The following is a 24,849-nucleotide window of genomic DNA, read 5'->3' as shown; positions in this document are numbered from 1 at the left end:
CCGACTCCGATGACCCCATTCACCCTCACGCTGATAAAGCTGGCATTCCTCGCGGTGCTCTGGCTCTTCGTCATCGCGGCCGTCGGTGTGATCCGGGCCGACCTGTTCGGTTCGAAGGCTGCCACGCGGGCCGCCCAGCCCCAGCCTGCCAGAGCGGCCAAGCTGCCCAAGCAGCCGCGGGCTCAGCAGCAGCGCAGCGCCCCGACGAAACTGGTCGTCGTCCAAGGCGAACGGGCAGGGACCGTCATAGACCTCACGGGGGTGCCGATCACCATCGGTCGGGCGAATGACGCCACGCTGGTGGTGACCGACGACTACGCTTCGAGCCGGCATGCCCGAATTTACGCGCAGGACGGTCAGTGGATCGTGGAAGATCTCGGGTCGACCAATGGCACCTACCTCGGCCGCACGAAGGTGAGCCGGCCGATGCCGGTGCCCCCGGGCGTGCCGGTCCGTATCGGCAAGACCGTGATCGAGCTGCGCAAATGACTCTGGGAATCCGCTACGCCGCGCGCTCCGACGTAGGCATGCTGCGCGAGGGCAACGAGGACTCGGCCTACGCGGGCGCCCACCTGCTCGCGGTGGCCGACGGGATGGGCGGGCACGTCGGCGGCGAGATCGCCAGTGCCGCCGCCATCGAGGCGCTCCGCAAGCTCGACAAGGAGCTGCCCGCCACCGAGCTGCTGGCCGCGCTCGAGCACACGGTCAAATCGGCCAACGACAACCTGCACCGCATCGTGGAGTCCGACCCCGCCCTGCAGGGCATGGGCACCACGCTGACGGCGATGTTGTGGGCGGGCAACCAGGTCGCGCTGGTGCACATCGGCGACTCCCGCGCCTATCTGCTGCGCGACGGCAGCCTGTTCCAGATCACGCACGACCACACCCTCGTCCAGTCGCTCGTGGACGAGGGCCGGATCAGCCCGGACGAGGCGGCGTCGCACCCCCAGCGCTCATTGTTGTTGCGCGCGCTCGACGGCCGGGGCGAGGTCGACCCCGACCTGTCGCTGCGCGAGGCCAAGGTCGGCGACCGCTATCTGCTGTGCTCCGACGGCCTGTCCAGCGTGGTCACCGCCGAGACGATCTTCCAGGTGCTCACCGATGTGGACGACGCCGACCAGGCGGTCCGCAACCTGATCGACCTGGCCAACCGCGGCGGCGGCCCCGACAACATCACCTGCGTGGTGGCCGACGTCGTCGACCTGGGCCAGCAGCAGCCGCCGACCGGTCCCGGACGAGCGGTGGGGGCGGCGGCCAACGCCACGCCCGCGTCGGAGCCGCCCGGAGGCGGTCCCGGCGGCGCGGCCCCCACGGCGGTCGACACGCCGGCCGGACGCGCCGCGCAACTGCGCGACACCATGCCTCAGCCGCCGGTCGCGGTGGACGAGATGCCGCCGCCTCCAGCCGGCCCGATGAACGAGCCGATGGGCGCGGCACCGCCTCCCGGCACGATGCCGCAGCCGATGTCGCGGCGCGACGAGCGGCGGGCCACCGGCGGTGGCATCCGCCGCTGGACCTGGCTGATCGTGACCGCCGGCGTTGTCGTGATTGCGCTCATCGCCGGCGGTTTCGCCGTCGTGAGGTACCTGCAGGGCGGCTACTACATCGGCGCGGAGAACGGGCAGGCCGTCCTCTTCCGCGGCACTCCCCAGAAGGTCCCGGGCCTTCCCCTGTCCAAGAAGGCCGCCCAGAGGGACCAGCCCAACCCGCCGATCCTGCTCGCCGATCTGCCCGTCGACCGGGCCCAGGCCGTCCAGGACACCTACGAGGTCAAGGGCCCCGCCGCCGTCAACGACCTCAAGGCGGTCGTCTGCAAGTACTCCCTCCAGCAGGAGGGCGGCAAGGTGGTCATCATCAAGGGCCGCGAACAGAAGAGCTGCAAGGAAGCCAAGGTCAAGACCAGCGAGCTGAAGACGGCCGAGCTGCCCCAGGCCGACGCCGACGCCGTGACGAAGGGCATGTACTCGTTCATCGGGGTCGCCGCCGCCGACCGGAAGCTGATCGACCTGACCCGGCTCCGGGACCGGTGCGTGGCCAAGGACCCGCAGGTCAAGGACTGCCCGCAGGACGGGGCCAACAAGCAATGAGTTCGATCGGACAGCAGATCCGAGCACAGCTTCCGTACACGAAACGGAACGCGGCGTCACTGGCGCTGCTGATCTTCGCGATGGTGCTGACGCTGTCCGCCTTCGCCGAGGTCGGCCTGGCGCGCGACGGCCGCCTCCCGCTCGGGCTTCCCCTGTACGGCGGCGGCCTGGTCATCCTGGGCTTCGCGGCCTACTTCGTCCAGGCGAAGTTCGCCCCGTACGCCGACCCGTTGCTGCTGCCGCTGGCGGTGGCGCTGAACGGGATCGGCCTGGCGATGATCTACCGGCTCGACCTGGACACCAGCAAGACCAAGCTCGACGCCAGGGCGGCCGGCCAGAAGCTGGCCGAGGACGAGGCGTCCGCACCCGGCCAGCTGATGTGGACGTTCATCGGGATCGCCATGTTCGTGGTGGCGGTGCTGATCATGCGGGACACCAAGAACGGTGAGGGCCGCTTCGCGATCAGCCCCAAGACCATGCAGCGCTACACCTACATCGTCGGCCTCTCGGCCATGATCCTCCTGCTGCTGCCCATCGTCCCGGGGCTCGGCGGCCAGGTGAACGGCGCCCGTGTCTGGATCTTCATCGGCCCGTTCTCGGTGCAGCCCGGCGAGTTCGCCAAGCTGATGCTGGTCGTCTTCTTCGCGGGCTATCTGGTCAACAAACGGCAGGCGATGTCGCTGATCGGCAAGAAGATCGGGCCGCTCAGCCTGCCCCGCGCCCGTGACCTGGGCCCGATCATGGTGATCTGGTTCTTCGCCCTGGGCGTGCTGTTCGTCCAAAAGGACCTGGGCACCGCGCTGCTCTACTTCGGACTGTTCGTGTCGATGCTCTACATCGCCACGCAGCGGGTCTCCTGGGTCATGATCGGTGTCGGTCTGCTCGCCATCGGCATCTTCGTCGCCACGCTGCTGCCGTTCATGGGCCACGTCAACCAGCGCATCGACATCTGGCAGAACCCCGGCCCGTACTTCGACGGCGGCTGCCTGGTCAAGAGCGGTGAGGTCGTTCCGGTCAATCCCGACACCGACCTCTACAAGCAGGCCGCAGCCGCCGGCAGCCAACTCCCGGGCCAGACCGCATGCAGGAAGCTCGGCGGTGAATACTCCGACAGCGGCCAGCTGCTGAAGGGCCTGTTCTCGCTCGGCGAGGGCGGCGTCCTCGGCACCGGCCTCGGCCAGGGCGAGCCCTGGCGCACACCTTTGTCCTTCAGCGACTTCATCTTCGACTCGCTGGGCGAGGAGCTCGGCCTGACCGGGTTGATGGTGTTGCTGCTGGTATACGCGCTGATCGTGCAACGCGGTATGAAGACCGCCATCGCCGCTCGCGACCCGTTCCTGAAACTTTTCGCGGGTGGAGTCTCGTTCGTACTGGCATTGCAGGTGTTCGTCATCGTCGGTGGCGTGACCAGGCTCATCCCGCTCACCGGTCTGACGACACCGTTCCTCTCGCAGGGTGGGTCCTCGCTGATGGCGAACTGGATCCTGATCGCGATCCTGGTCCGGATGAGCCACGACGCGCGCAAGCCCGCCCCGCAGGCGATCCAGGACGAGGGCATGACCCAGATCGTGAGCACGAGGTAGGGAACGTCATGAACGGCACGCCCGTCGAACGCAGGATGTGGAGCGATCACTCATGAACATGGACAAGCCGCTTCGCCGAGTGGCGATCTTCGGCCTGTTGCTGTTCTTCGGGCTGATGGCACAGGTCAACTACGTGCAGGGCAGCCAGGCGGACAAGCTCCGCACCGATCGCAACAACGCGCGCCAGTACCTCAACCTCTTCAACGAGCCGCGCGGCACGATCATGGCCGGCCCGGACGTCCTGGTGACGTCGATCGAGACCAAGAAGAGCAACCCCAAGTACGGCCGGGTCTACAAGGACGGCGAGATCTTCGCCCCGATCACCGGCTACTTCACCAACTCGGGGGGCTCCGGCGGGCTGGAGAGGGCCTACAACCTGCTGCTCAGCGGCCAGGACAAGCGCCTTGCGAACCAGGAGTGGTTCGACACGTTCATCGGCAAGAAGGCCAAGGCCGCCAACGTCCAGACCACGATCGACCCGCAGGCCCAGCGCGTCGCCTACAACGCGCTCAAGGCCAGCACGACCCGCGAGGGCGGGGCCGTGGTGATGGACATCAAGACCGGCGCGCTCAAGGTGCTGGCCTCGTTCCCCTCCTACGACCCGACGACGGTCGCCCCGCAGACGGGTGAAGCAGGCGTCAAGCGGTTCGACGCCATGAACCGGGATCGGGCCAAGCCCAACGTCGACAAGGCGATGAGCGAGGTCAACTTCCCCGGCTCGTCGTTCAAGGCAGTGGTCGCCGCCAGCGCCCTGGAGAACGGGATCAGTAAGGACAGCAGCGTCCCGGCGCCCAAGACCTTCCTGCTGCCAGGGACGAACACCACGCTGCCCAACAGCCACGAAGGCGGCGCCTGCGAGCAGGGCCAGGCCCCGCTCATCGTCACGTTCGCCGAGTCCTGCAACACCACCTACGGCATCCTGGGCTCGCAGCAACTCGGTAAGGACAAGGTCACCGACACGGCGAAGAAGTTCGGCTATGACCAGCGCATCGAGGTGGAGCCGAACATGTCGTCCGCCAAGAGCACCTTCACCCTGCCCAACGCCGACGGCGCCCAGACGGCCCTGGCGTCCATCGGCCAGGGAAGCAACTCCGCCACCCCCCTGCACATGGCGATGGTCGCCGCCGCCGCGGCCAACAAGGGCAAGATCATGAAGCCCTACCTGATGGAGAAGGTCGTGTCCGGTGACAGCCAGAACGTCATCGAGGAAGCCGACCCGAAGGAGTTCGGCCAGGCCATGTCCGCCGGCAGCGCCGACCAGCTGGCCGACCTGATGCGCGAGGTCGTCCGTTCCGGCACCGGCAAGTCGCTGGCCCAGTTCAACATCGCCGGCAAGACGGGCACCGCCGACATCGACGGCGTCGAGTTCAACAACCGCTGGTTCGTGGGCTTCGCCCCCGTCGAGAACCCCCGCTACGCCTTCGCCGTCTACACCGTGGGCGACGGCTCCGGCGGCGAGTTCGCCGGTCCGGTCGCCGGCAAGATCATGCAGGCGGTGCGCAAGGATTGAGCAGGCCCGCCACCCCGCCCACCGGCGCGTCCCACGGGGCCGCGCCGGTGCCGCATGCCGCACCCCGGGTGGCGCAGACCACGGAAAGCCGCCCAAGCGCCGGCATGAGCGCGCCTAGACTGACGGCGGCTCAGTCGAACGGCGTGGGGGCGGTGCGGGTGCGTCGGCACCGGTGGCGCGGGTTGCAGAGGAGGCCGCATGAGCGGTGACTTCCTGCTCAACGAGCGGTACAGGCTGCTGGAGCTGCTGGCCACCGGCGGTATGGGCGAAGTGTGGCGGGCCGAGGACGAGGCGCTGGCCCGCGAGGTGGCGGTCAAGCTCCTGCGCCAGGAACTGGTCTCCGACGACCGCGCCTGCGGGCGGTTCGGAGCGGAGGCGCGCTTCGCGGCCGGGCTGCGGCACGGCGGCATCGCCCAGGTGTACGACTATGGCGAGCAGGACGGCCGGGCCTACTTCGTCATGGAGCTGGTGCCCGGCGAGCCGCTCTCGGCCATCCTTGAGCGCACCGGCGCGCTGACGCCCGAGGCCACCCTCGACCTGGTCGCGCAGGCCGCCCGGGCCCTGGCGGTCGCGCATGATCACGGAATCGTGCACCGCGACGTCAAGCCGGCCAACCTGATGATCGCCTCCGACGGCACGGTCAAGATCACTGATTTCGGGATCGCCCGGGCGCTGTCGGCCACGAGCTCGCAGACGCAGACCGGCATGGTCATGGGCACCGCCCACTACATCTCGCCCGAGCAGGCCTCCGGCCAGGAGATCACTCCCGCGTCGGACCTCTACTCGCTCGGCGTGGTGGCGTACGAGTGCCTGACCGGCAACGCCCCCTTCGACGCCGACACTCCCGTGGGCATCGCGCTCAAGCACGTCCGCGACGCCCCGCCGGAGCTGCCGCCGTCCGTCCCGGCCGGGGTTCGATCGCTGATCACCGCGTTGCTCGCCAAGGCCCCGGCCGAACGCCCAGCGGGTGCGAACCAGACGGCCGACCGTGCTGAGATGATCCGCCAGGCTCTGCTTCTCGGTGGAGATGGAGATCAGGTCGTTCTCGGTGGAGATCATGCGGCTTTGCCGCAGTTTGACGGCGGCGCTACGCCGGATAACCTCACGGAGGTGCCCGGGCAAAGACGCTCGGCGCTGATGTACACCTCGGTGACCGCAGGCGTCGTCCTGCTCGGGGTCATCGTGGTCGGCTCACTGTGGCGCGGCTTCAGCTCGGCGGGTCTCGTGGAGACCCGGAGCCCGCTGCCGGCCGTACAACCCGGCGGCGAGCCTCCGTCCACGACCACACCGACCGTACACCCGCGACCAACGAACGGGCGGCGGCCAATAGTTCCCGCCGACCCGTCAACTTCCAGGCCGTCCAAAACGTCCCAGAAGAAGCCCACCAGGAAACCGACCAAGGAAACTCCCACCGCCCCAACACCCACACCGGCGGAAAGCACCACGACTCCGCCGACTCTGAGCCCGGTTCCCTCACCAAGCGACAGCGGGGAGCTAGGTTCGGAGGACAAGGTGTAGACGTACGAGGGAAAGTGCACATATGAGTCAACCTCGGCTGCTCGGCGGCCGCTACGAGCTCGATGGCGTCATCGGGCGCGGCGGCATGGCCGAGGTCTACCGTGCCCGAGACCTGCGCCTCGATCGTGTGGTCGCCGTCAAGACCCTCCGGTCCGACCTCGCCCGCGACCCCACGTTCCAGGCCCGGTTCCGCCGCGAGGCCCAGTCGGCCGCGTCGCTGAACCACCCGTCGGTCATCGCCGTGTACGACACCGGCGAGGACACGATCGGCGACACCTCGATCCCGTACATCGTCATGGAGTACGTGGACGGCAGCACGCTGCGCGACCTCCTCCGGGAGAACCGCGCGCTCATGCCCGAGAAGGCGCTGGAGATCACCGACGGCATCCTGCGTGCCCTCGACTACAGCCACCGCGGCCAGATCGTGCACCGCGACATCAAGCCGGCCAACGTGATGCTCACCCGCAATCACGAGGTCAAGGTCATGGACTTCGGGATCGCCCGGGCCATGCATGACGCGGCGTCCACGATGACCCAGACGGCCCAGGTGATCGGCACCGCCCAGTACCTGTCGCCCGAGCAGGCGCGCGGCGAGCGCGTGGACGCACGGAGCGACATCTACTCCACGGGCTGCGTGCTGTACGAGCTCCTCACCGGCCAGCCGCCGTTCACCGGCGACTCCCCGGTGGCGATCGCCTACCAGCACGTCCGCGAGGAGCCGGTCCCGCCGTCCCAGGTCGACCCCGAGATCCCCCAGTGGGCCGACGCCATCGTCCTCAAGGCGATGGCAAAGGACGCCGACCACCGTTACCAGGACGCCACGGAGTTCCGTCAGGAGATCCAGCGGGCCCTTCACGGCCAGCCCATCGCGTCCACCGCCGCCTCCACCATGCTCATGGGCGGCCAGCAGCAGTACCCGCAGGGCACCCAGGTCATGGGCGCCATGCCGCCGCACACCCAGTCGCAGCGCCCGGTCGGCACCGGCTATGACCTGCCGCCGGTCCAGTACGACGACCAGGACCTCGACCGTCGTGGCGGCGGCGGAGGCAAGAAGGCCGCACTGTGGATCACTCTGGCCGTCCTCTTCATCGGCGGCGCCGCCCTGATCGGAGTGCTCCTGAGCAGCGGCGACGATAACAAGGGCAACACGCCCGCGGATGTCGCCGTTCCGGCGAACATCGTCGGCCAGACGCAGTCCGCCGCGACCAAGGCGATCGAGGCCGCGGGACTGACGGTCGGCGAGACCACGGAGCAGTTCAGCAGCGAGGTCAAGAACGGCTCGGTCATAAGCTCCAACCCGGCGCCGGGAGCGGAGGTCCCGCCGAAGACCCCGGTGGCCCTCGTCATCTCCAAGGGCAGGAAGCCGCCCTCGACGGTCGAGGTCCCTGACGTCAAGGGCAGGTCCCTCAACGACGCTCAGCAGGAGCTCACCTCCAAGGGTTTCCGGGTCATCACCAAGCAGGAGAGCTCCAACAGCGTCGACCAGGGCAACGTCATCCGGACCAACCCGTCCGGCGGCGAGCAGGCCAAGAAGAACTCGATCGTCACGGTCTTCTACTCGAGCGGCACCGAGAACGTCGAGGTCCCGGACCTGTCCAACCAGAGCGCCAGGGCGGCCTGCGGTGAGCTGAAGCGGATGCGGCTGAGGTGCAAGATCGAGTTCGTGGCCCCGCCGCCCGGCACCACCGTGACGCCGGGCTTCGTCTACCAGCAGAGCCCTCCGGCCGGCTCCACGCTCGCCCAGGGCGAGACGGTGACCATCATCGTCGCGCCCAAGGAGCAGCAACAGAGCCCGTCGCCCGGCATCTCCCCGCCTGACATCGGAGGCGAAGGCGGCTGACAAGCCCTCCACTCGCTGAACGCCCGGCCCCTGCAACCAGGGGCCGGGCGTTCAATTTGTCGTCTTCTTTTCGGCCAGCGGGGACACCGACGTGACCCGTGTCAGGTGTGGCATGCGCTGGGTCAGGTGTGGCATGCGCTCGACGACCAAGAGCACCCCGGCGGATGGGCAGCCTGCTGTCCCATGACCCTCGCTAGGGCGCCGTGTATGCCCGGAGAGCTCGCTGCCAGGAAGGCTCGCCCTGAGGCCAGAGCGAAGGCTCGCGGTGAGGCGAGCAGGAAGGCCCGCTGTGAGGCGAGAGCCTCTGAGCATAGAAGGAGGGCTTCCGCCACTCGGGGGCAATGGCGGAAGCCCTCTGTCATGGTTTTCGGATCAAGAAGGGCCGGTGTTACAGATTTCTCCCGGAAACTTCTCCCGAGATGGTCGAACGACTTGCGGCGTGGGTGTTCATACGCTGGAAGCGCAGGACGCGAGCCAGTTGCGGAGCAGGTCGTGGCCGTGGGCGGAGAGCACGGATTCCGGGTGGAACTGGACCCCCTCGATCGGACGGGTGCGGTGGCGGAGCCCCATGATCACGCCGTCGGGCGTACGAGCGGTGCTCTCCAAGTCCGAGGGGATCGTCGCGGGCTCCACAGCGAGCGAGTGGTAGCGCGTGGCCTCAAGCGGATTTGGGAGCCCCTGGAAGACTCCGCGGCCGTCGTGCTGGATCTGGCTGGTGTAGCCGTGGACGATCTCGGGTGCCCGGGAGACGACCGCTCCGTGGACATGGGCGATCACCTGGTGGCCGAGGCAGACGCCCAGGAGCGGCGTGTGCCGTTCGTAGGCGAGCCGGACGAGGTCCAGGCAGATCTCGGAGTCGGCCGGGTGGCCCGGCCCGGGGCTCACGAGGATGCCGTCCACAGAGGCGTCGGCGAGCGTCACGTCCGAGCGGTCCTTCACCGTGCAGTCGGCTCCGAGCTCAAGGAGGTACTGCACGATGTTGAAGACGAAGCTGTCGTGGTTGTCGACGACGAGGAGACGCACGCCCTCAGTGTCTCAGCAACCTCAGCGGGTCAGCGACGGTCGGTGGCGGAGGACGACGGGGTGTTGATGACGCCGCGGTCGAACTGGATCTTGGGTTCGAGCCACGGGAAGACCACGTACCAGAGGACGGCCGCGGCGGCGAGGATCAAGGCTGCGGCGATGGCGGTCTTGGCCTGCCACTGACCGGGCAGGTGGCGCCAGATCCAGGCGTACATGGCTCTCCTAGGCGCGGCGGGGCAGCTCGCCGGTCAGCTCACCGAAGATGATCAGTCGCTGGGCGGCGGAGTACTTGGGGTGGCAGGTGGTGAGGGTGATCATCGGCTTGGTGGGCTTGTCCTTGGGCTTCAACGGTACGGGCGCGGTGACCTCGACCGCAGAGGGCTTCACGATCCTCTTGCCAGTCACCTCGTAGACGTACTGCTTCTGCCGCGTGTCGATGAGGATCTTGTCGCCGGCACGCAGCTCGCCCGCGCGGTTGAACGGGGCCGAGTAGGTCGTCCGGTGGCCGGAGACCACGAAGTTGCCGACCTCCCCGGGCAGGGCGCTGCCGGGGTAGTGGCCGGGGCCCTTGCGGAGGTCTGCGAGGTCGACGCCTTCGATGATGACGAAGCGGTACTTCGGACCGAAACGCGGGATTCGGATCATGGCCAGGCCCTTGCCGAGCTTGACCTTCTCCGTGGTGACGTTCGGCGCCTGCCAGCTCTTGAGGAGTTCCTTGTTGAGCACGTCCTGCTGCTGGCGGGTGTATCGGCCGGTGCCCCAGAGCTCGTAGGTGACGAAGAGGAGCATGACCAGGCCGGCGGTGATGCACAACTCGCCCAGGTTACGGATCAGAATCCGCACTGCGCGTCTCCTCCTAGGGCACCGTCGCGTGTTTCATCGTCACGTTCCCGGTGTAGCCGGGCAAGGCGACCCGGTCCGCAGTCCTGACCGAGTAGCCGAGCCCGTATTCGCGAACGTAGCGCTTGTAGATCGATATCTCCGGGGAGCCGTCGAGCGCCGCCCGCAGCCGTCGCGGATCCCCCACGGCGGTGATCGTGAACGGCGGCGAGTAGACGACTCCTTGAAGGATCAGGGTATTGCCCACACACCGCACCGCGCTCGTCGAGATCACCCGTTGGTCCATGATTTGCATTCCGGCCGCACCGCCCGCCCAGAGGGCGTTCACGACCGCCTGGACGTCCGTCTGGTGCACGACGAGGTCGTCCGGACTGACCTCACGGCCATAATCTCGTTGAGGTGCGTCGTCCAGGGTCACGCGTACCGCGAAACCACGCAACGGGGTGAATCCGGAACGCACCGCAAGCGCGTCGGCCCGGGCCTGAGCCTGCTTGACCCGGGCGTCACGCCGGCCGGCCTGGCGGGAGATCGTTTCTACCTGATGGCGAAGCCGCTGGTAGCCGGCGCGTTCGTGGCGGGTCCGGCGCTGCTCGGCGGCGATGAGCTCGGTGATCTTGGTCCGGCCTTCCTCGCGCAGGTCGGTCCCGCGGGCCGTGCTCGCGCTCGCCGCGAACAAAGTTCCCGCCACAAGCGTGAGGCCTGGGATGATGCTTCCCCACGTTCGACGTCGTACGCTGCTCACCAGCGACTACGCTAACCGACAAAACACCCATGCGCGGACCGGCGCTCCGGCCGTCGCCCGCCCGAGGAGATCGATCCCACCGTGGCCAAGTCCAAAGTGCGCAAGAAGGCCGTTTACACACCGCCGCAGAAGTCGAAGGCACCCGAGGTCAGCCCCCGGTTCCTCGTGCCGACGATGATCACTCTCTGGCTGCTCGGGCTAGCCTGGATCGCAGTGTTCTACGTGACGGCGAGCACAGGCACCGACATCCCGGTCATGACCGACCTGGGCAACTGGAACCTGGGGATCGGCTTCACCGCGATCATCCTGGGCGTGATCCTCTCCACGCGCTGGCGCTGATCGGCCCGCGTACCCACATTCGGGTCGCGTAATCCACCAGTGTTATCCACACCCTGGGGATTTCCCGGCCAGCTTCCCACAGCTTTTCCACAGGGAAGTCTCGAGGCGCCGCCGCCCGCCCGGTGGCGGCGGCCCTCGTGCAGCGAACGCCAAAGCTTCTCTTTGGCGACCCCAGCCCGGTTCGCCAGTGGGGTCCGCCTGAGCCGGGCCAGCCGACCTTCGTGCCTCCAACGGATGGCTGTAGCCGGTACTAGGCCAGATGGCCCATGCGGAGACAGGTCCAGGCAGCCCCGGTGCAGGCGGCCTCGGCCCTCGCCGACCCGGTTCAGGCAGCCCCTGCCCTGGCCGACCCGGTGCGGCGGCGCCGGCCCAGGCAGCCCCCGGGCCTGGCTGGCCCGGGCCTGGCTTGGTGCAGCCCCGGGCCGGCCAGGGTTAAGCCACTCCTGCCGTCAGGTCGGCCGTCTTGACCATCACCAGGATCGCGAACAGCACCAGGGTCACGACCGGTGCGGCGATGTGGATGAGCTGGCGCTGCTTAGCCGGGGCGTAGGCGTACGCCACTGCCAGCAGAGCACCGGTGACAAGACCGCCGATGTGCCCTTGCCAGGAGATCCCGGGGACCGCGAACGTGATCACCAGGTTGATCACCAGGAGGAACACGATCGGGCCGACCTGGCCGCCGAACTTCCGGCCGATGATGAAGAACGCCCCGAACAGGCCGAAGATGGCGCCCGAGGCCCCGACCGCCGCCGAGCCCGGCTCCACGAGGTAGAGCAGGACCGAGCCGCCCAGCCCGGACAGCACGTACAGCGCCACGAAGCGCCAACGACCCAGCACCCGCTCCAGCTCCGGGCCGATCGCCCACAGGGCCCACATGTTGAACAGGATGTGGGTGATCCCGAACGAGCCGCCGCTGGGACGCTGGTGCAGGAACATCGAGGTGAAGAGCCGGTACGGCTCACCCTCGGCGACGCCCACCAGCCGGCCCTCACGGCCGACCGCGACGCCGAGCATCATGAAGTCCTCGACGACCTTCCACGAGGCCAGCTCGGCCAGGTAGACCAGTACGCAGATGCCGATCAGCGAGTAGGTCACGACCGGCGTCGCCGACTCCGGGGCCCGGCCGCCCAGGACGGTCCGGGCCCGGCGAACGTTCTTGTTGCCCTCCGCCACGCATTCGACGCACTGGTGCCCGACCGCGGCGTCCCGCATGCACTCCGGGCAGATGTAGCGGTCACACCGGGTGCAGCGCACGTACGTCTCGCGCCCCGGATGCCGGTAGCAGGTCGGCACCGGGGTGTCCGACCCGGGCGAAGGGTTGGGGTCTGTGCTCATCGTGGCTCCGTAGGGCCGGCGCAGGGTCTCTCTAGGTATTACGACTGGCGGCGGTCGATCGTCACCGACTCGATGACGACATCGTTCACCGGCTTGTCCATCCGGCCGGTCGGCGCGTTGCTGATCCTGTCGACGACGTCGGTGCCCTCGATGACCTTGCCGAAGATCGTGTGGCGGCCGGTCAGGTGCTGGACCTGGCCGATGTTGTCGGTGGTGATGAAGAACTGCGAGCCGTTGGTGCCGGGCCCGGCGTTGGCCATGGCCAGGAGGTACGGCTTGTTGAACTTCAGGTCCGGGTGGAACTCGTCCTTGAACTCGTAGCCCGGCCCGCCGGTGCCACGGCCCAGCGGGTCCCCGCCCTGGATCATGAAGCCGGGGATGACCCGGTGGAACACCGTGCCGTTGTAGAGCGGCGTGCCGGTCCGCGGCTCGCCGGTCTCGGGATGCCGCCAGTCGCGGGTGCCCTCCGCGAGGCCGACGAAGTTGTCGACCGTGACGGGCGCTTGCTCCGGGTAGAGCTGAATGACGATCTTGCCAAGGGTGGTGTTGAGCGTCGCAAAGATTTGTTCAGCCACGGATGGCCGCCTCCTCGTCGATATGGGCATCTCCGGTTTCGGACATACACGTATGCCCACTGTGCGTGACCCAATGATCTCGTGCACAGGGTTTACCTTCCGCGCTTTGGGAAGGCTGCATGGCAGGACCTCGCAAACAGGGAGGTTAGCGTGTCCCTAATGATGAGTATCCGCCGGAAGCCGCAGGACGAAGTGCTCTCGCGGTTCGGGCGTGTGCGGGAAGCGTGTCGGCACGGAGCTGAAACGTGGCGGCTGAACGCGTCCGACGCGGCGGATCGTATCGCCCCGGCGGCGCAGCGCACGCGCGATGTCGCCGCCGACCGCATCATGGGCGCTCGCGGCTGGAGCGCGCCCCGGATCGAGAACGCCGCACGATATGTGGAGGGCGGACTCGCCCCACGGGTGAGCTCTTTCCTGTCAGATGTAGCCGACAGGGTCGAACCACCCAAGCCCAGCCATCGCGGACGCAACATCACCATGATGATGCTCGCCGCCGTGGCTGCGGTGGGGATCGCCGGAGCAGTCATGACCAAGCGGAACTCCATGCAGTCGCTGATGGAAGACGACATGAGCCAGCCGGAGGCACCGGCAAAGTCTGAAGCCAACAGCCACGCGCACACGCCGTAACCACGGCGAAGAAAGGCCCGGCCTACCAAGGCCGGGCCTTTCGCATGCCCGCATACGCGGAGCCCGAACCCACACGGAGCCCGACACATAACCCCCCGATGCCCAGCCGCACGACCGGTGAAAGCCGAGCCGACCCACACGAGTCGCCCCGACACACGGGGGGCCAGCTACCCCTGCGGGCGTTGAGCTGACACCAGGAGTCGCCCCGACACAGGAGGCGGGCCAACGCGCGGGAGGCAGGCCGACATACAGGACACAGATCCACACCCAGGCGGACCGACGCGCAAGGCGTGTCGACGCGCGGACGGCAGACCGAAACACGGCAAGCGGGTCGACACGCGGCAGACGGGGCGGCGCGCAGAAGGCAGATCGGCGCACGGCAAGCGAACCGAAACACGGCAAGCGGGCCGACACGCGGCAGGCGGAGCGGCGCGAGGGAGGCGGGGCGACACGCGGTGGGCGGGGCGGCGCGGGGCAGGCGGGGCGGCGCGCACAAGGCAGATCGGCGCGAGGGAGGCGGGCCGACACGCGGCAAGCGGGCCGACACGCGGTAGGCGTGTCGACGCGCGGAAGGCAGACCGACACACGGCAAGCGGGTCGACACGCGGCAGACGGGGCGGCGCGCAGAAGGCAGATCGGCGCGAGGGAGGCGGACCGACACGCGGCAAGCGGGCCGACACGCGGTAGGTGGGTCGACACGCGGTAGGCGGGGCGGCGCGGGGCAGACGGGTCGACACGCGGCAGACGGGGCGGCGCGCGGCAGGCGGACCGACACGCGGCAGGCGCAGCGGCGCGCAGAAGGCAGATCGGCGCACGGCAGGCGAACCGAAACACGGCAAGCGGGCCGACACAGCAAGCGGAGCGGCGCGCGGCAAGCGGGCCGACACACGGCAGGCAGATCGGCACGAGGGAGCCGGACCGACACGCGGCAAGCTGGCCGACACACGGCAAGCGGAGCGGCGCGCGGCAGGCGGGCCGACGCGCAGGGGCAGATCGAGGCTTAGGGGGCGGATCGATGTGCAGGGGCAGATCGACATGCAGGGGCGGGCCGACACGCGATGGGTGTGGCCGGCGCGGGGGGCGGGGCGGCAGGCTGCGCGCGCGGGCGGGATCGAGGGCGCGGGAGTTGGGGTGGCGGGAAAGCGGTGGGGGCTTTGTCGGGGTGGGGCTACCAACCGGTACTTTGACATCTCCGTCGTTGGCCAGGGCAGAGAGCAAGGTACACCGCATGCGTCCGAGATCCAGTTCGATCCGGCAGCTCATGGCGGCCAAGGCCCGCCAGGGCGTGCATACGGCCGTACATCGCGGCTGGGAGTGGGTGCGGCGGCAGGGGGAGATCACGCCGCAGACGCCGGGCCGGCGGAAGTTCGCCTATCTGGGTGAGGGCGCGTGCATCGGATTTCCGGTGGGGGCGATCTACGGGGAGCCCTGGATCTCGATCGGCGACCACACGCTGGTCGGTACGCATGTGACGATCTCGGCGGGGTTCGTGCCTGGGCTGGACCTGGGACCGAACGTGATCGTGAAGATCGGGTCGAGCTGTTCGCTCGGGCGAGGCACCCACATCGTCGGGCACCAGTCGATCGAGATCGGCAACGATGTCTTCACCGGCCCGAACGTGTACATCACGGACCAGAACCACAGCTACGGCGACGTGGACGTGCCGATCGGGCGGCAGTGGCCCGAGAACAACCCCGTGGAGATCGGCGACGGATGCTGGATCGGGACCGGCGCGATCATCCTGCCGGGGACGCGGCTGGGCAGGAACGTGGCGGTCGCGGGCGGCGCGGTGGTACGCGGTGAGTTCCCCGACCACTCGGTCATCGGCGGTGTGCCCGCCAAGGTCCTGCGCAGCCACGATCCGGAGGAGGGCTGGCAGCCGCCACTGCGCAAGCCTCCCTTGATCTCACTGGACGAGCTGGCCGCCCTCTCGGTCGACGGGCTCGACGGCCTCCAGATCCTCCAGGACAAGCTCCGCGAGGAGGCCGGGTAGACCAGAGGCCCCGCCCGGTGGGCGGGGCCTCACAGCCGTTCGTCAGTTGGTGCGGGCGGGACGGCGGTCGCCGCCCTCACGGCGCGGGCCACCACGGCGCCCGCCGTGTGACGCTGCGGCGCCTCCACGACGCTCGCCACCGCCGTACGAGCCGCGCTCGCCCCGGGGGGAGCGGTCGCCGCCGTACGAGCCACGCTCGCCGCCGCCGTACGAGCCGCGACGCTCGCCGTACGAGCCCGAGCCCTCGCGGCGCTGACCGCCGTCCTGGCGGTCGTACGACGGCCGGGAGGAGCGGCCGCTGAAGCCACGGCCACCGCGACGGCCACCGCCCTGGCGGCCACGGCCCTCACGCTTGGGGCGCTCGGGGATGATCGGGCCCTCGATCGGGATGCCGGACGGCGTGCGCGCACCGGTCACCTTGATCAGGTCGGCGTCCCCGGCGGTGACCCGCGTGCGGGGGGCGTGGATGCCGGCCCGCTTGGTCATCTGCTGGGTGGCGCGTACCTGGTGGGGCAGCACGAGGGTCACGACGGTGCCGCGCTCACCGGCGCGGGCCGTACGACCTGCGCGGTGCATGTAGTCCTTGTGGTCGGCCGGCGGGTCGACGTGCAGGACCAGGCTGATGTCGTCGACGTGGATGCCGCGCGCGGCGACGTCGGTGGCGACGAGCACGTCGAACGAGCCCTCCATGAACTCGGCCAGCGTGCGGGTGCGCAGCCCCTGGCTCTTGCCGCCGTGCAGGCCCGCGGCCCGCACGCCCGCCTGGGCGAGCTGCTTGGCCAGCCGGTCCACCCCGTGCTTGGTACGGGCGAAGAGGATGGTCTTGCCCTCGCGGTTGGCGATCTCGGCGGTGATCGCGGCCTTCTCCTTGGGCGCCACCAGCAGGAGGTGGTGGTCCATGGTGTCGACCGACTCGTCGACCTGGCCGATGGCGTGCGTCACCGGGTCGTTCAGGTAACGCTTGACCAGGACGTCGACGTCCTTGTCCAGGGTGGCCGAGAACAGCATGCGCTGCCCGCCCCGCTTGGCCTGGTCGAGGATGTCGGTGACGTCGGGCAGGAAGCCCATGTCGGCCATGTGGTCGGCCTCGTCCAGCACGACGATCTCAATGTCGCCAAGATCACACGCGCCCTGGCGCATGAGGTCCTTGAGACGGCCGGGCGTGGCGACGAGGATCTCGACGCCGCGACGCAGCGCGTCGATCTGCTTGAACATCGAGGTCTGGCCGATGACGGTCTTGAACCGCAGGCCGAGCGTGCGGCCGAGCGGTTCGAGGTTGGTCTGCACCTGCTGGGCGAGCTCGCGGGTGGGGACGAGGATGAGGCCGAGCGGGCGCTTGGGCGCGGCCTTCCGGCCGGCCAGCCGGGCCAGCATCGGCAGCCCGAAGGCCAGGGTCTTTCCGGAGCCGGTCTTGCCACGACCGAGCACGTCATGGCCGGCCATCACATCGGGGATGGCGGCGGCCTGGATGGGGAACGGTGCCTCGATGCCCTGGCGGGCCAGTCCGCTCACCAGAGCCTCGGGGAGACCGAGCTCGGCGAACGTGGGGACCGCGGGAGAGTCGTCAGCCGTCAGGCCGGACTCGGGCAGGGCATTACCAACAGGCAGGGTTGTCACGCATTACCTTCCGAGAGGGGGGCACGTCTCGGGAGGCACCACAGTCGGATCTGTGGCCTGCAAGGACGAGCCTGACGCTTGGGCGTCGTAAGAGTGATTTGTTCAGTCTAACGTTCCGGCGCTACCGGTTTATGCCCTGGCCCCATCTGGGACCTCCTTCTCCACTGCCCCAAGAGCTACTTTTATGCCCATCGCGCCCTCCCGCACCATCGCGATCCACTTCGTGGACAGCGCATTGCGCGGGGCGCGGGAGCGCGACATCGACGTGTGGCCGGTGCTCCTCCGTGCAGGAATCCCGCCCGCGCTCCTGGGCGATTCGCGGGCCCGAGTGACCCGGGAGCAGTACGCGGCGCTGAGCCGCGGCCTGTGGGACACGCTGGACGACGAGTTCCTGGGACTGGGCGATTTTACCTGCAAGCGCGGCCTGGTGGTGCTCAGCAGCCCGGATCTGGCGACGGCCCTCCGGCGCGCCGCCGACTTCTACGGCTTCCCACCATGCTCCGCTTCCATCTAGAAACACCGAAGCCCTCCAGCACACACCTCGAGGTCCGGCTGACGATCGATCTCGGCTCGGTACGTGATCCGGATCATTTCGTCACGGAGTGCCTGGTGACCATCTGGCATCGCGTGGTCGGCTGGGCGATCGACCGGCAAGTGTCTCTCGTCCGGCTCGAGTCCGGTTACCCGCCGCGCCCGGCCGCCGACGCTGCTGATGGGCGGCGAGTTCGACGCGTTCCAGCGCGGCACGCCGATGCTCTACCAGCGGCTGTCCGCGAACGGTACGCCCGTGCAGTTCGTGGACGGCCCGTGGTCGCACATCATCGCCGCCATCCCCGCGGCCGGAGTGAGCCTGCCAGGCATGGCCAACGAGCCGCCGGGCGTCAGGCTGGGCGAGCTGCAACTGCGCTGGTTCGACCACTACGTGCGCGGCGTTCCAGATCCGGCGCTCGAACGGCGCGACAAGCAGGTCACCTACTTCGAGAACGGCGCCAACCAGTGGCGTACTGCCGGTCAGTGGCCTCAAGCGGACGTCACGTACCAGAAGTCCTTCCTGTCCGGACAAGCAAGCCGAGGACGCCCCGGCACATTGGTATCGGATACCGCGCAGCCGTCAAACGGCCGACAGTCACCCGACGGCCCGCAACCATCCGGCGCCGCGCAACCGCCCAAGAGCGCACAACGGTCGGGTGGCGCGCTGGGTTTCGGGGGCGGGCAGGCGTCAGGCGGCCTGCAGCGGCACGGCGGCGCCCACCCATCTGGCACTGCGCAGCCGTCACACCAGGCCGGCGGCATGCAGCCATCCGGCAGCGCACAGCGGTCGGGTGACGTGCAGCCATCCGGCGGCCTGGGGTGGTCCAGGGGTGTGGGGCGGTCTGGTGGCGTGCTGGTGTCCGGCATGCCGGATGTCGTTCCGTGGAACCTCTTCTCGGGGGTGTGCTCCCGTTCGACGTTCCAGTGGCTGCTGTTCGGCGGCGAGTTCGGCAACGGCCCGCTCAGAATCCCTGTGTCACCGACAACCGGTACAACGAAGGGTTGGGGCTGACGTACGACCTGCCGGTGCGCGGCCAGCCACTCCGCCTCACCGGTCCGCTGAACGCGCACTTCACCGTGTCGACCAGGTCGCGGGACAGTCAGCTGACCGTACGGCTGGAAGACGTGGCACCCGACGGCTCCGCCATTCAGCTGACCGCCGGTTGGCTGTCGTTGTCGATGCGGCACCTCGACCGAGGGAAGAGCATTGTGCGGAACGGGATGATCGTCCAGCCGTGGCATCCGTACACCAAGGCCTCACAGCAGGCGATGCCCAAGGACGAGCCTGTCTCCGTCGACGTCGAGATCTTCCCGGCTTCGTGGTCGATCCAGCCCGGTCACAGGCTGCGGCTGGCCGTCCAGACCGGGGACTTCCCGCATCTGTTCCCGCCGTTCCCGCAGCTGAAGGACAGCCTCGGCGGCGACGTCCAACTGTGGCACGATCCGGAGCACCCGTCCTGGATCACTCTGCCGACGCAGCCGAGCTGAGGCGCCGGACGATGATTGCGGCGAGTTGCCGGGGTGGAGGCCCTTCATCCGGCAACCCGCCGCGTTTCAGCTCACCCCGTTTGGGAGCCGACCCTTAGACAGTGCGGGCTGGACCCTTCGCGAACAATCCAGGGATCCACGTACACGACCCGTAACCGGGCACGGAAAACGCGCTCAGCAGGCGCAGGAGATGCCGGAGGTCGGGGCGGTCAGAGAATCGGCGGGACGGCGTGTCACCAGGCCTGCGCCGTTCTTGACCGGGAAGCCCTCGCGCGCCCAGTACTCGAAACCACCGATCATCTCCTTGACGGCATAGCCGAGCTTGGCGAACTCCAAGGCGGCCTTCTGCGCACCGTTGCAACCAGGACCCCAGCAGTAGACGACCACCGTCACGTCCCGCTGGATCAAGCCGGCCGCGCGCTCGGCGATCTCCGCGGTGGGCAGGTGGATCGCGCCCTCGATGTGGCCCTGGTTCCAGCTCTCGATGCTCCGCGAGTCGACGACCACGATGCCGGACGCACCGGCCGCCAGGTCGGCGGCGACGTCGGACACGTCGGTCTCGAACGCCAGCCGGGCCGCGAAGTGCGCGAGCGCCTCAGCGTTGGCGGCAGCGGGGATCCGGGTGACTGCTGACGCGGTAGTGATCATAGATGTGACTCCTTGACCTGGCGTTACTCCTGCGAATGCCTCAATGGTCGCGGTCTGGTCGGCATCCCGGACAGTGGCATGAATGCCCGTGACCGATAAGATCTCGCCATGCAGCTCGCCAAGCGACACACGATTTCCGTCCTGGCGTTCGACAGCATGGCTCCGTTCGAGCTCGGGTCCGTGGTGGAGGTGTTCGGGCTGCCCCGGCCCGAACTCGACGTTCCTTGGTACGACCTGCGGGTCTGCTCGCTCGAACGCGGACCGATGCGGGCGGTCGGCGGCTTCACCATGACCGCCGAGAACGACCTTGAGGTCTTCGCCGCCGCGGACACGGTCATGGTCGTCGCCGTCCCGAACGTACGCGGCGACGTGCACCCCGAGGTCGTCGCCGCACTCCGCAGCGCGCACGACCGAGGCGCGCGCGTCGTCTCGATCTGCTCAGGCGCCTTCGCGCTGGCGGCGGCAGGTCTGCTGGACGGGCGCGAGGCGACCACCCACTGGCGGTACGCGGCGCTCCTGCAACAGCGGTACCCAATGATTCACGTGAATCCAGACGTCCTCTATGTGGACGGCGGCGACATCCTCACCAGCGCCGGCAGCGCCGCAGGGCTCGACCTTTGCCTTCATCTCGTACGCAAGGACCACGGCGCGAGGGTGGCCAACGCCGTCGCCCGCCGCCTGGTCATCCCGCCGCACCGAGACGGCGGCCAGGCGCAGTTCGTGGAGGCCGCGGTCACCGAGCCCGCCGAGGACGACGCGGTGGCCCGAGCCATGGCATGGGCGCTGGCCCACCTCACCGACCCCATCACGGTCGCCGACCTGGCCCGCCAAGCACACCTCGCCCCCCGCACGTTCATCCGCCACTTCAACCGGCAGACCGGCACCAGCCCCCTGCGCTGGGTCATCACCCAGCGCATCATGGCCAGCCTGCCCCTCCTCGAAGGCGGCACGATGCCCATCGAGGAGATCGGCGCTGCGGTCGGCTTCGAAAGCGCGGTCACCTTCCGGCACCACTTCACCCGCGCCATGAAAACCTCCCCCTCCGCCTACCGCCGCACCTTCCGCGCCAACGCCTCCTAGCCCCACGAACACCGCCGCTCCTACCTCCACGAACCCTGCGCCGGATCTGTACACCGTCGACCGGGCACCGCCCGCTCGGCGCCGTTGGCGCGCCGTTGTTGGCGGCGCGCTGTTGGCGGGCGCTGTCGACCGTGCGCCGTTGGGTGTGCGCCGTTGGGTGTGCGCCGTTGGCTGTGCGCCGTTGGCTGGGCGCTGACGGCTCGGCATCGTCAGCTGGCGTCGCCAGCTGGGCGCTGAGAGCCCCGGCATCGTTGGATCGGCATCGTTGGCTGGGCGATGACGGCTCGGCCTCATCGGCTCGGCGATGACGGCTCGGCGTCGTCGGCTCGGCGCTGACGGCTCGGCCTCATCGGCTCGGGAATGACGGCTCGGCGTCGTCGGCTCGGCGCTGACGGCTCGGCGTCGTCGGCTCGGCGTCGTTAGCTGGGCGCTGACGGCTCAGCACCGTCGGTTGGGCATCGTTGGCTGGGCGTCGTTCAAGCGGTGTTCGGCTGGGGAGTCCGGCGACGAGTCTCGGCTCGGGCGGGTGTACGGGCATGGTGGATGAGGGCCAGCCAGATCAAGGCCGCCCCGGCCGAGAGCAGGTCCAGGTTGATGAAGATCGTGATGAAGCCGAGTACGACCAGCACGGGGCTGAGGATGTTGCCGATGCTGCGCGGACCGACCACGGCCAGTTGAACGAGCAGCACGATCAGGCCGAGCATGAAGAACATCGGGCCGATCTCGTACACCACCTGCGGCAGCACAGCCGGGACGTCGGAGTACCGGTCCGAGAGCCTGCTCTTCTCTGCGGGGTCCGCTGCCTGGAGCCCGACGACGATGTCGATGATCGCTACCCGGATGAACGTCGCCAGCCCGACGAGCGCGACCCCTGTGGCGATGTTGGCGGTCAACCTACGCGGCATGCCCCCGCGAGGCACTCGGCGGCGGAGCCCCACGATCACCGGGCCGTACATGAGCAGGGCGCCCAGAAAGAGCAGGTGTCCCACCGTCCACGCGGTGCCCGGTCCATGGTGGCCGTCGCGGCCGTCGATGAGCCGGACCAGCCCGTACGTGAGCATGAGCACGGGCGCGAGGTGGAAGGCGATCCGGGTGAACGTGGCGGCAGGGGAGTCCTGCGAGCGATGCGCGGTCGTGGCCGTCATGTTGGCTCCCAGAGGTTCGAGGATTCAAGACATGCGTGCATACGTCTCGATCCTCTGGAAACAACGGCTTTCTGTGATCGCCGCCGCGAGCGGTCTTGGGCCATCGGTGACGTGGGGGAGCTGGGCTGGTCGGCTCCCCCACACGACGGAGAGCGCCACGACTCAGGAGGATTCGGCGAGGCGCGTCAGCGCGGCTCGCCCAGAGCGCATCAGCACCGCTCGATCAGGATGCGTCAGCACGGCTCGATCAGCGTGCCCGGACGGCTCGCTCAGGGCGAATCAGGAGGGTTCAACGAGGCGCGTCAGCGCGGCTCGCTCAGAGCGCATCAGCACCGCTCGATCCGGCCGTGTCCGGACGGCTCGATCACTGTGTCAGCACCGCTCGATCCGGGCGTGTCCGGAGGCTCGATCAGTGTGCGTCAGGACGGCTCGATCGGGACGTGTCAGGAGGGTTCGATGAGGCGTGTCTCGTAGGCGGCTATGACGGCTTGGACGCGGTCGCGCAGGCCGAGTTTGGACAGGACATTGCTGACGTGTGTCTTGACGGTGTGTTCGCTGACGACCATCGCGGCGGCGATCTCGGCGTTCGACAGGCCGCGGCCCAGCAGGCGAAGGGTCTCGCGTTCTCGCTCGGTCAGGACGGTCAGCCGGTCCGAGGGCGTGTTCCCGGAGCGTGGGCGGTTGCGGGTGATGTCCGAGATGAGGCGGCGGGTCACGGCCGGCGCGAGCAGCGACTCCCCCGCCGCCACCACCCGTACCGCGTGGACGAGGTCGTCGCGGCGGACGTCCTTGAGCAGGAAGCCGCTGGCACCCGCGTACAGCGCGTCGTAGACGTAGTCGTCCTGGTCGAACGTGGTCAGCATGATCGCGCGGGCGCGGGTCTCGGCGCAGACGGCCTTCGCGGCCTCGATGCCGTCCATGCCGGGCATCCGGATGTCCAGCAGGACGACGTCCGGATCGTTCTCCCGTACGGCGGCGATCGCGGCGGCACCGTCGCCGGCCTCGGCGACGACCTCGATGTCCGGCTGCGCGTCGAGGATCATCGTGAAGCCGCTGCGGACGAGTTCCTGGTCGTCGGCCAGCACCACGCGGATCACGAGGTCACCGCCGCCGTGTCGTCGAGCCCGACCGCGCCGGCGTGGGGGAGTCGCGCCGTCACGTGGAAGCCGCCGTCCGGCATCGGCCCCACCTCGGCCCGCCCGCCGCAGGCCACGGCACGTTCCCGGATGCCGATCAGGCCGTCGCCACCGCGCCGCCATCCGGCTGCGGCGTCCTCCGCGTCCTGGCCTCGCCCGTTGTCGGTCACCTTGATCTCCAACTCGTCGTCCTTCCAATGGAGCCGTACCGCTGCGGCTGAGGCCCCGGCATGTTTGACCGTGTTGGTGAGCGCCTCCTGCACGATCCGATAGGCCGCGACATCGGCGTCGGCCGGCAAGGCGCGAGGATCGCCCGTGACGTGCAGGTCCACGCGCAAGTGTGTACGCCTGACCTGGTCCAGGAGATCGGGGAGGGCACTGACGGTCGGCTGTGGCGCACGTACTCCGAAGTCCTGCTCCTCCTTGAGCACACCCAGCATGCGCCGCAACTGGGTCATCGCGTCCCGGCCGGCGTCCGCGATCGCGTCGAACGCGCGTTCAGCCTGGTCGGGGTCGGTGCGGACGACCACGGGACCGGCCTCCGCCTGAACGACCATGATGCTGACGGCGTGGGCGAGCACGTCATGCATGTCGCGCGCGATCCGCGCCCGTTCCTCCGCCGCTGCCCGCGCCGCGTCGGCCTCTCGTTCGCGTTCCAGGCGTACGGAGCGTTCCACCAAAGCGTTCGAACGCTCCCGCGCCGTGCGTGCGAGCGTTCCCAGTAGGAAGGCGCACATAGGCAGGAGGAGCGTGAACATGAACTCCCCCGCGTCGTTGTCCTTGATGAGGAGCGAGCTGGGCGGGGTGGTCACGACGAGCACGCTGATGAAGCCCCAGCGCTGCCAACGTCGCCGTCCGAGGTCGGCCAATGTGTAGATCGCCACGAGCGCGCCGTACTGCAACATCTGGCCTGGGCGGTGGTACGCCGAGACGAGCGTGGCGAAGGCCGCCACGATCAACGCGATCGCGAACGGCGCACGACGTCGCCAGATGAGCGGCAGGATCGTGCCGAAGTTGAGGACCACCCCCAGCGGCGTCACCTCAGGCGCGGTCGCGAACGGGACGGTCACCGGAACAGCGACGGCGGCCGCCACCAGCACGTCGAGGAGATAGTCGTCGCCGTTGCGAAGTCGGGCGGCGAGGAGGCGGAACCGATCGCGCATCTGCCCAGTATCGGCGCGAAAGCCCTCGC

Annotated in this window: 24 protein-coding genes; 13 read left to right on the top strand and 11 right to left on the bottom strand. The window is 68.8% G+C overall.

From position 1 onward, the window contains the following. The first annotated feature begins 9 nt into the window (after nucleotides 1-9). From F8566_RS29490 to pknB, 6 genes are all read left to right on the top strand, one after another. Nucleotides 10-489, top strand: coding sequence for an FHA domain-containing protein FhaB/FipA (locus F8566_RS29490; protein ID WP_151565113.1), 480 nt, complete (start codon nucleotides 10-12; stop codon nucleotides 487-489). Continuing rightward, nucleotides 486-2,087, top strand: coding sequence for a Stp1/IreP family PP2C-type Ser/Thr phosphatase (locus tag F8566_RS29485; RefSeq protein WP_151565112.1), 1,602 nt, complete (start codon nucleotides 486-488; stop codon nucleotides 2,085-2,087). Before F8566_RS29490 ends, F8566_RS29485 begins: the two co-directional genes overlap by 4 nt. After that, a complete protein-coding gene (locus F8566_RS29480; protein WP_151565111.1) occupies nucleotides 2,084-3,670 on the top strand; it encodes an FtsW/RodA/SpoVE family cell cycle protein in 1,587 nt (528 codons plus the stop codon). Before F8566_RS29485 ends, F8566_RS29480 begins: the two co-directional genes overlap by 4 nt. Nucleotides 3,671-3,722: 52 nt before the next feature. After that, nucleotides 3,723-5,180: a penicillin-binding transpeptidase domain-containing protein gene (locus F8566_RS29475; protein WP_151565110.1), complete on the top strand. Its 1,458-nt coding sequence runs from the start codon at nucleotides 3,723-3,725 to the stop codon at nucleotides 5,178-5,180. Between the two features lie 198 nt (nucleotides 5,181-5,378). After that, nucleotides 5,379-6,698 (top strand): serine/threonine-protein kinase, encoded by a 1,320-nt coding sequence (locus F8566_RS29470; RefSeq protein ID WP_151565109.1) that lies wholly within the window; start codon nucleotides 5,379-5,381, stop codon nucleotides 6,696-6,698. Nucleotides 6,699-6,720: 22 nt separating this feature from the next. Next, the gene (pknB, locus tag F8566_RS29465) at nucleotides 6,721-8,538 is read left to right on the top strand and encodes a Stk1 family PASTA domain-containing Ser/Thr kinase (protein WP_151565108.1); all 1,818 of its coding nucleotides are present in this window, start codon (nucleotides 6,721-6,723) and stop codon (nucleotides 8,536-8,538) included. Between the two features lie 447 nt (nucleotides 8,539-8,985). Here the strand turns inward: pknB and F8566_RS29460 are convergent, their stop codons facing one another. From F8566_RS29460 to F8566_RS29445, 4 genes are read right to left on the bottom strand one after another with little or no spacing between them, the layout of a single operon-like run. Then, on the bottom strand, nucleotides 8,986-9,561 hold the full coding sequence (locus F8566_RS29460; protein WP_151565107.1) for an anthranilate synthase component II: 576 nt from the start codon (nucleotides 9,559-9,561) through the stop codon (nucleotides 8,986-8,988). Between the two features lie 29 nt (nucleotides 9,562-9,590). Then, on the bottom strand, nucleotides 9,591-9,776 hold the full coding sequence (locus F8566_RS29455) for a hypothetical protein (RefSeq protein ID WP_151565106.1): 186 nt from the start codon (nucleotides 9,774-9,776) through the stop codon (nucleotides 9,591-9,593). 7 nt (nucleotides 9,777-9,783) lie between these two features. Continuing rightward, nucleotides 9,784-10,404 (bottom strand): class E sortase, encoded by a 621-nt coding sequence (locus F8566_RS29450; RefSeq protein ID WP_225993636.1) that lies wholly within the window; start codon nucleotides 10,402-10,404, stop codon nucleotides 9,784-9,786. A gap of 13 nt (nucleotides 10,405-10,417) precedes the next feature. Continuing rightward, complete coding sequence (locus F8566_RS29445; RefSeq protein ID WP_225993635.1) at nucleotides 10,418-11,089, bottom strand: DUF881 domain-containing protein; 672 nt, start codon at nucleotides 11,087-11,089, stop codon at nucleotides 10,418-10,420. A 135-nt stretch (nucleotides 11,090-11,224) separates the two neighbouring features. Between F8566_RS29445 and F8566_RS29440 the strand changes: the two genes are divergently transcribed. Further along, entirely contained in the window at nucleotides 11,225-11,482 is a 258-nt protein-coding gene (locus tag F8566_RS29440) for a cell division protein CrgA (protein WP_151565104.1), read from the top strand. 432 nt (nucleotides 11,483-11,914) lie between these two features. Here F8566_RS29440 and F8566_RS29435 read toward each other — a convergent pair whose 3' ends face one another. Continuing rightward, nucleotides 11,915-12,817, bottom strand: coding sequence for a rhomboid family intramembrane serine protease (locus tag F8566_RS29435; protein ID WP_151565103.1), 903 nt, complete (start codon nucleotides 12,815-12,817; stop codon nucleotides 11,915-11,917). Between the two features lie 38 nt (nucleotides 12,818-12,855). Next, complete coding sequence (locus F8566_RS29430) at nucleotides 12,856-13,422, bottom strand: peptidylprolyl isomerase (RefSeq protein WP_192809917.1); 567 nt, start codon at nucleotides 13,420-13,422, stop codon at nucleotides 12,856-12,858. A 129-nt stretch (nucleotides 13,423-13,551) separates the two neighbouring features. Between F8566_RS29430 and F8566_RS29425 the strand changes: the two genes are divergently transcribed. Next, nucleotides 13,552-14,019, top strand: a complete 468-nt coding sequence (locus F8566_RS29425; protein WP_151565101.1) for a hypothetical protein — start codon at nucleotides 13,552-13,554, stop codon at nucleotides 14,017-14,019. 1,228 nt (nucleotides 14,020-15,247) lie between these two features. Continuing rightward, the gene (locus F8566_RS29420) at nucleotides 15,248-16,012 is read left to right on the top strand and encodes an acyltransferase (RefSeq protein WP_151565100.1); all 765 of its coding nucleotides are present in this window, start codon (nucleotides 15,248-15,250) and stop codon (nucleotides 16,010-16,012) included. A gap of 42 nt (nucleotides 16,013-16,054) precedes the next feature. On the opposite strand, the gene F8566_RS29415 is transcribed toward F8566_RS29420, so the two are convergent. Further along, nucleotides 16,055-17,620: a DEAD/DEAH box helicase gene (locus F8566_RS29415; protein ID WP_404800364.1), complete on the bottom strand. Its 1,566-nt coding sequence runs from the start codon at nucleotides 17,618-17,620 to the stop codon at nucleotides 16,055-16,057. A 193-nt stretch (nucleotides 17,621-17,813) separates the two neighbouring features. Here F8566_RS29415 and F8566_RS29410 point away from each other — a divergent pair, with 193 nt between their 5' ends. The 3 genes from F8566_RS29410 to F8566_RS29405 all read left to right on the top strand — a co-directional run bounded on the left by F8566_RS29410 (nucleotide 17,814) and on the right by F8566_RS29405 (nucleotide 19,648). After that, on the top strand, nucleotides 17,814-18,143 hold the full coding sequence (locus F8566_RS29410; RefSeq protein ID WP_151565099.1) for an AraC family transcriptional regulator ligand-binding domain-containing protein: 330 nt from the start codon (nucleotides 17,814-17,816) through the stop codon (nucleotides 18,141-18,143). A gap of 198 nt (nucleotides 18,144-18,341) precedes the next feature. After that, nucleotides 18,342-19,172 (top strand): hydrolase CocE/NonD family protein, encoded by an 831-nt coding sequence (locus F8566_RS50180; protein WP_192809916.1) that lies wholly within the window; start codon nucleotides 18,342-18,344, stop codon nucleotides 19,170-19,172. Next, entirely contained in the window at nucleotides 19,163-19,648 is a 486-nt protein-coding gene (locus tag F8566_RS29405; protein ID WP_192809915.1) for a CocE/NonD family hydrolase C-terminal non-catalytic domain-containing protein, read from the top strand. The genes F8566_RS50180 and F8566_RS29405 overlap by 10 nt, the downstream gene beginning before the upstream one ends. Before the next feature lie 174 nt (nucleotides 19,649-19,822). On the opposite strand, the gene F8566_RS29400 is transcribed toward F8566_RS29405, so the two are convergent. Continuing rightward, nucleotides 19,823-20,296 (bottom strand): rhodanese-like domain-containing protein, encoded by a 474-nt coding sequence (locus F8566_RS29400; RefSeq protein WP_192809914.1) that lies wholly within the window; start codon nucleotides 20,294-20,296, stop codon nucleotides 19,823-19,825. A gap of 108 nt (nucleotides 20,297-20,404) precedes the next feature. Here F8566_RS29400 and F8566_RS29395 point away from each other — a divergent pair, with 108 nt between their 5' ends. After that, nucleotides 20,405-21,376 (top strand): helix-turn-helix domain-containing protein, encoded by a 972-nt coding sequence (locus F8566_RS29395; protein WP_151565097.1) that lies wholly within the window; start codon nucleotides 20,405-20,407, stop codon nucleotides 21,374-21,376. A gap of 476 nt (nucleotides 21,377-21,852) precedes the next feature. Here F8566_RS29395 and F8566_RS29390 read toward each other — a convergent pair whose 3' ends face one another. From F8566_RS29390 to F8566_RS29380, 3 genes are all read right to left on the bottom strand, one after another. Continuing rightward, nucleotides 21,853-22,521 (bottom strand): hypothetical protein, encoded by a 669-nt coding sequence (locus F8566_RS29390; RefSeq protein WP_151565096.1) that lies wholly within the window; start codon nucleotides 22,519-22,521, stop codon nucleotides 21,853-21,855. A 443-nt stretch (nucleotides 22,522-22,964) separates the two neighbouring features. After that, nucleotides 22,965-23,618 carry a response regulator gene (locus tag F8566_RS29385; protein WP_151565095.1) on the bottom strand — a complete coding sequence of 218 codons (654 nt, stop codon included), beginning with the start codon at nucleotides 23,616-23,618 and terminating at the stop codon, nucleotides 22,965-22,967. Continuing rightward, nucleotides 23,615-24,820, bottom strand: a complete 1,206-nt coding sequence (locus tag F8566_RS29380; protein ID WP_151565094.1) for a sensor histidine kinase — start codon at nucleotides 24,818-24,820, stop codon at nucleotides 23,615-23,617. The genes F8566_RS29385 and F8566_RS29380 overlap by 4 nt, the downstream gene beginning before the upstream one ends. Nucleotides 24,821-24,849: the final 29 nt, after the last annotated feature.

It is taken from the genome of Actinomadura rudentiformis (genome assembly GCF_008923185.1).
GTDB classification, from domain to species: Bacteria; Actinomycetota; Actinomycetes; order Streptosporangiales; family Streptosporangiaceae; genus Spirillospora; species Spirillospora rudentiformis.
This window is presented reverse-complemented; position numbering and strand designations above follow the sequence as displayed.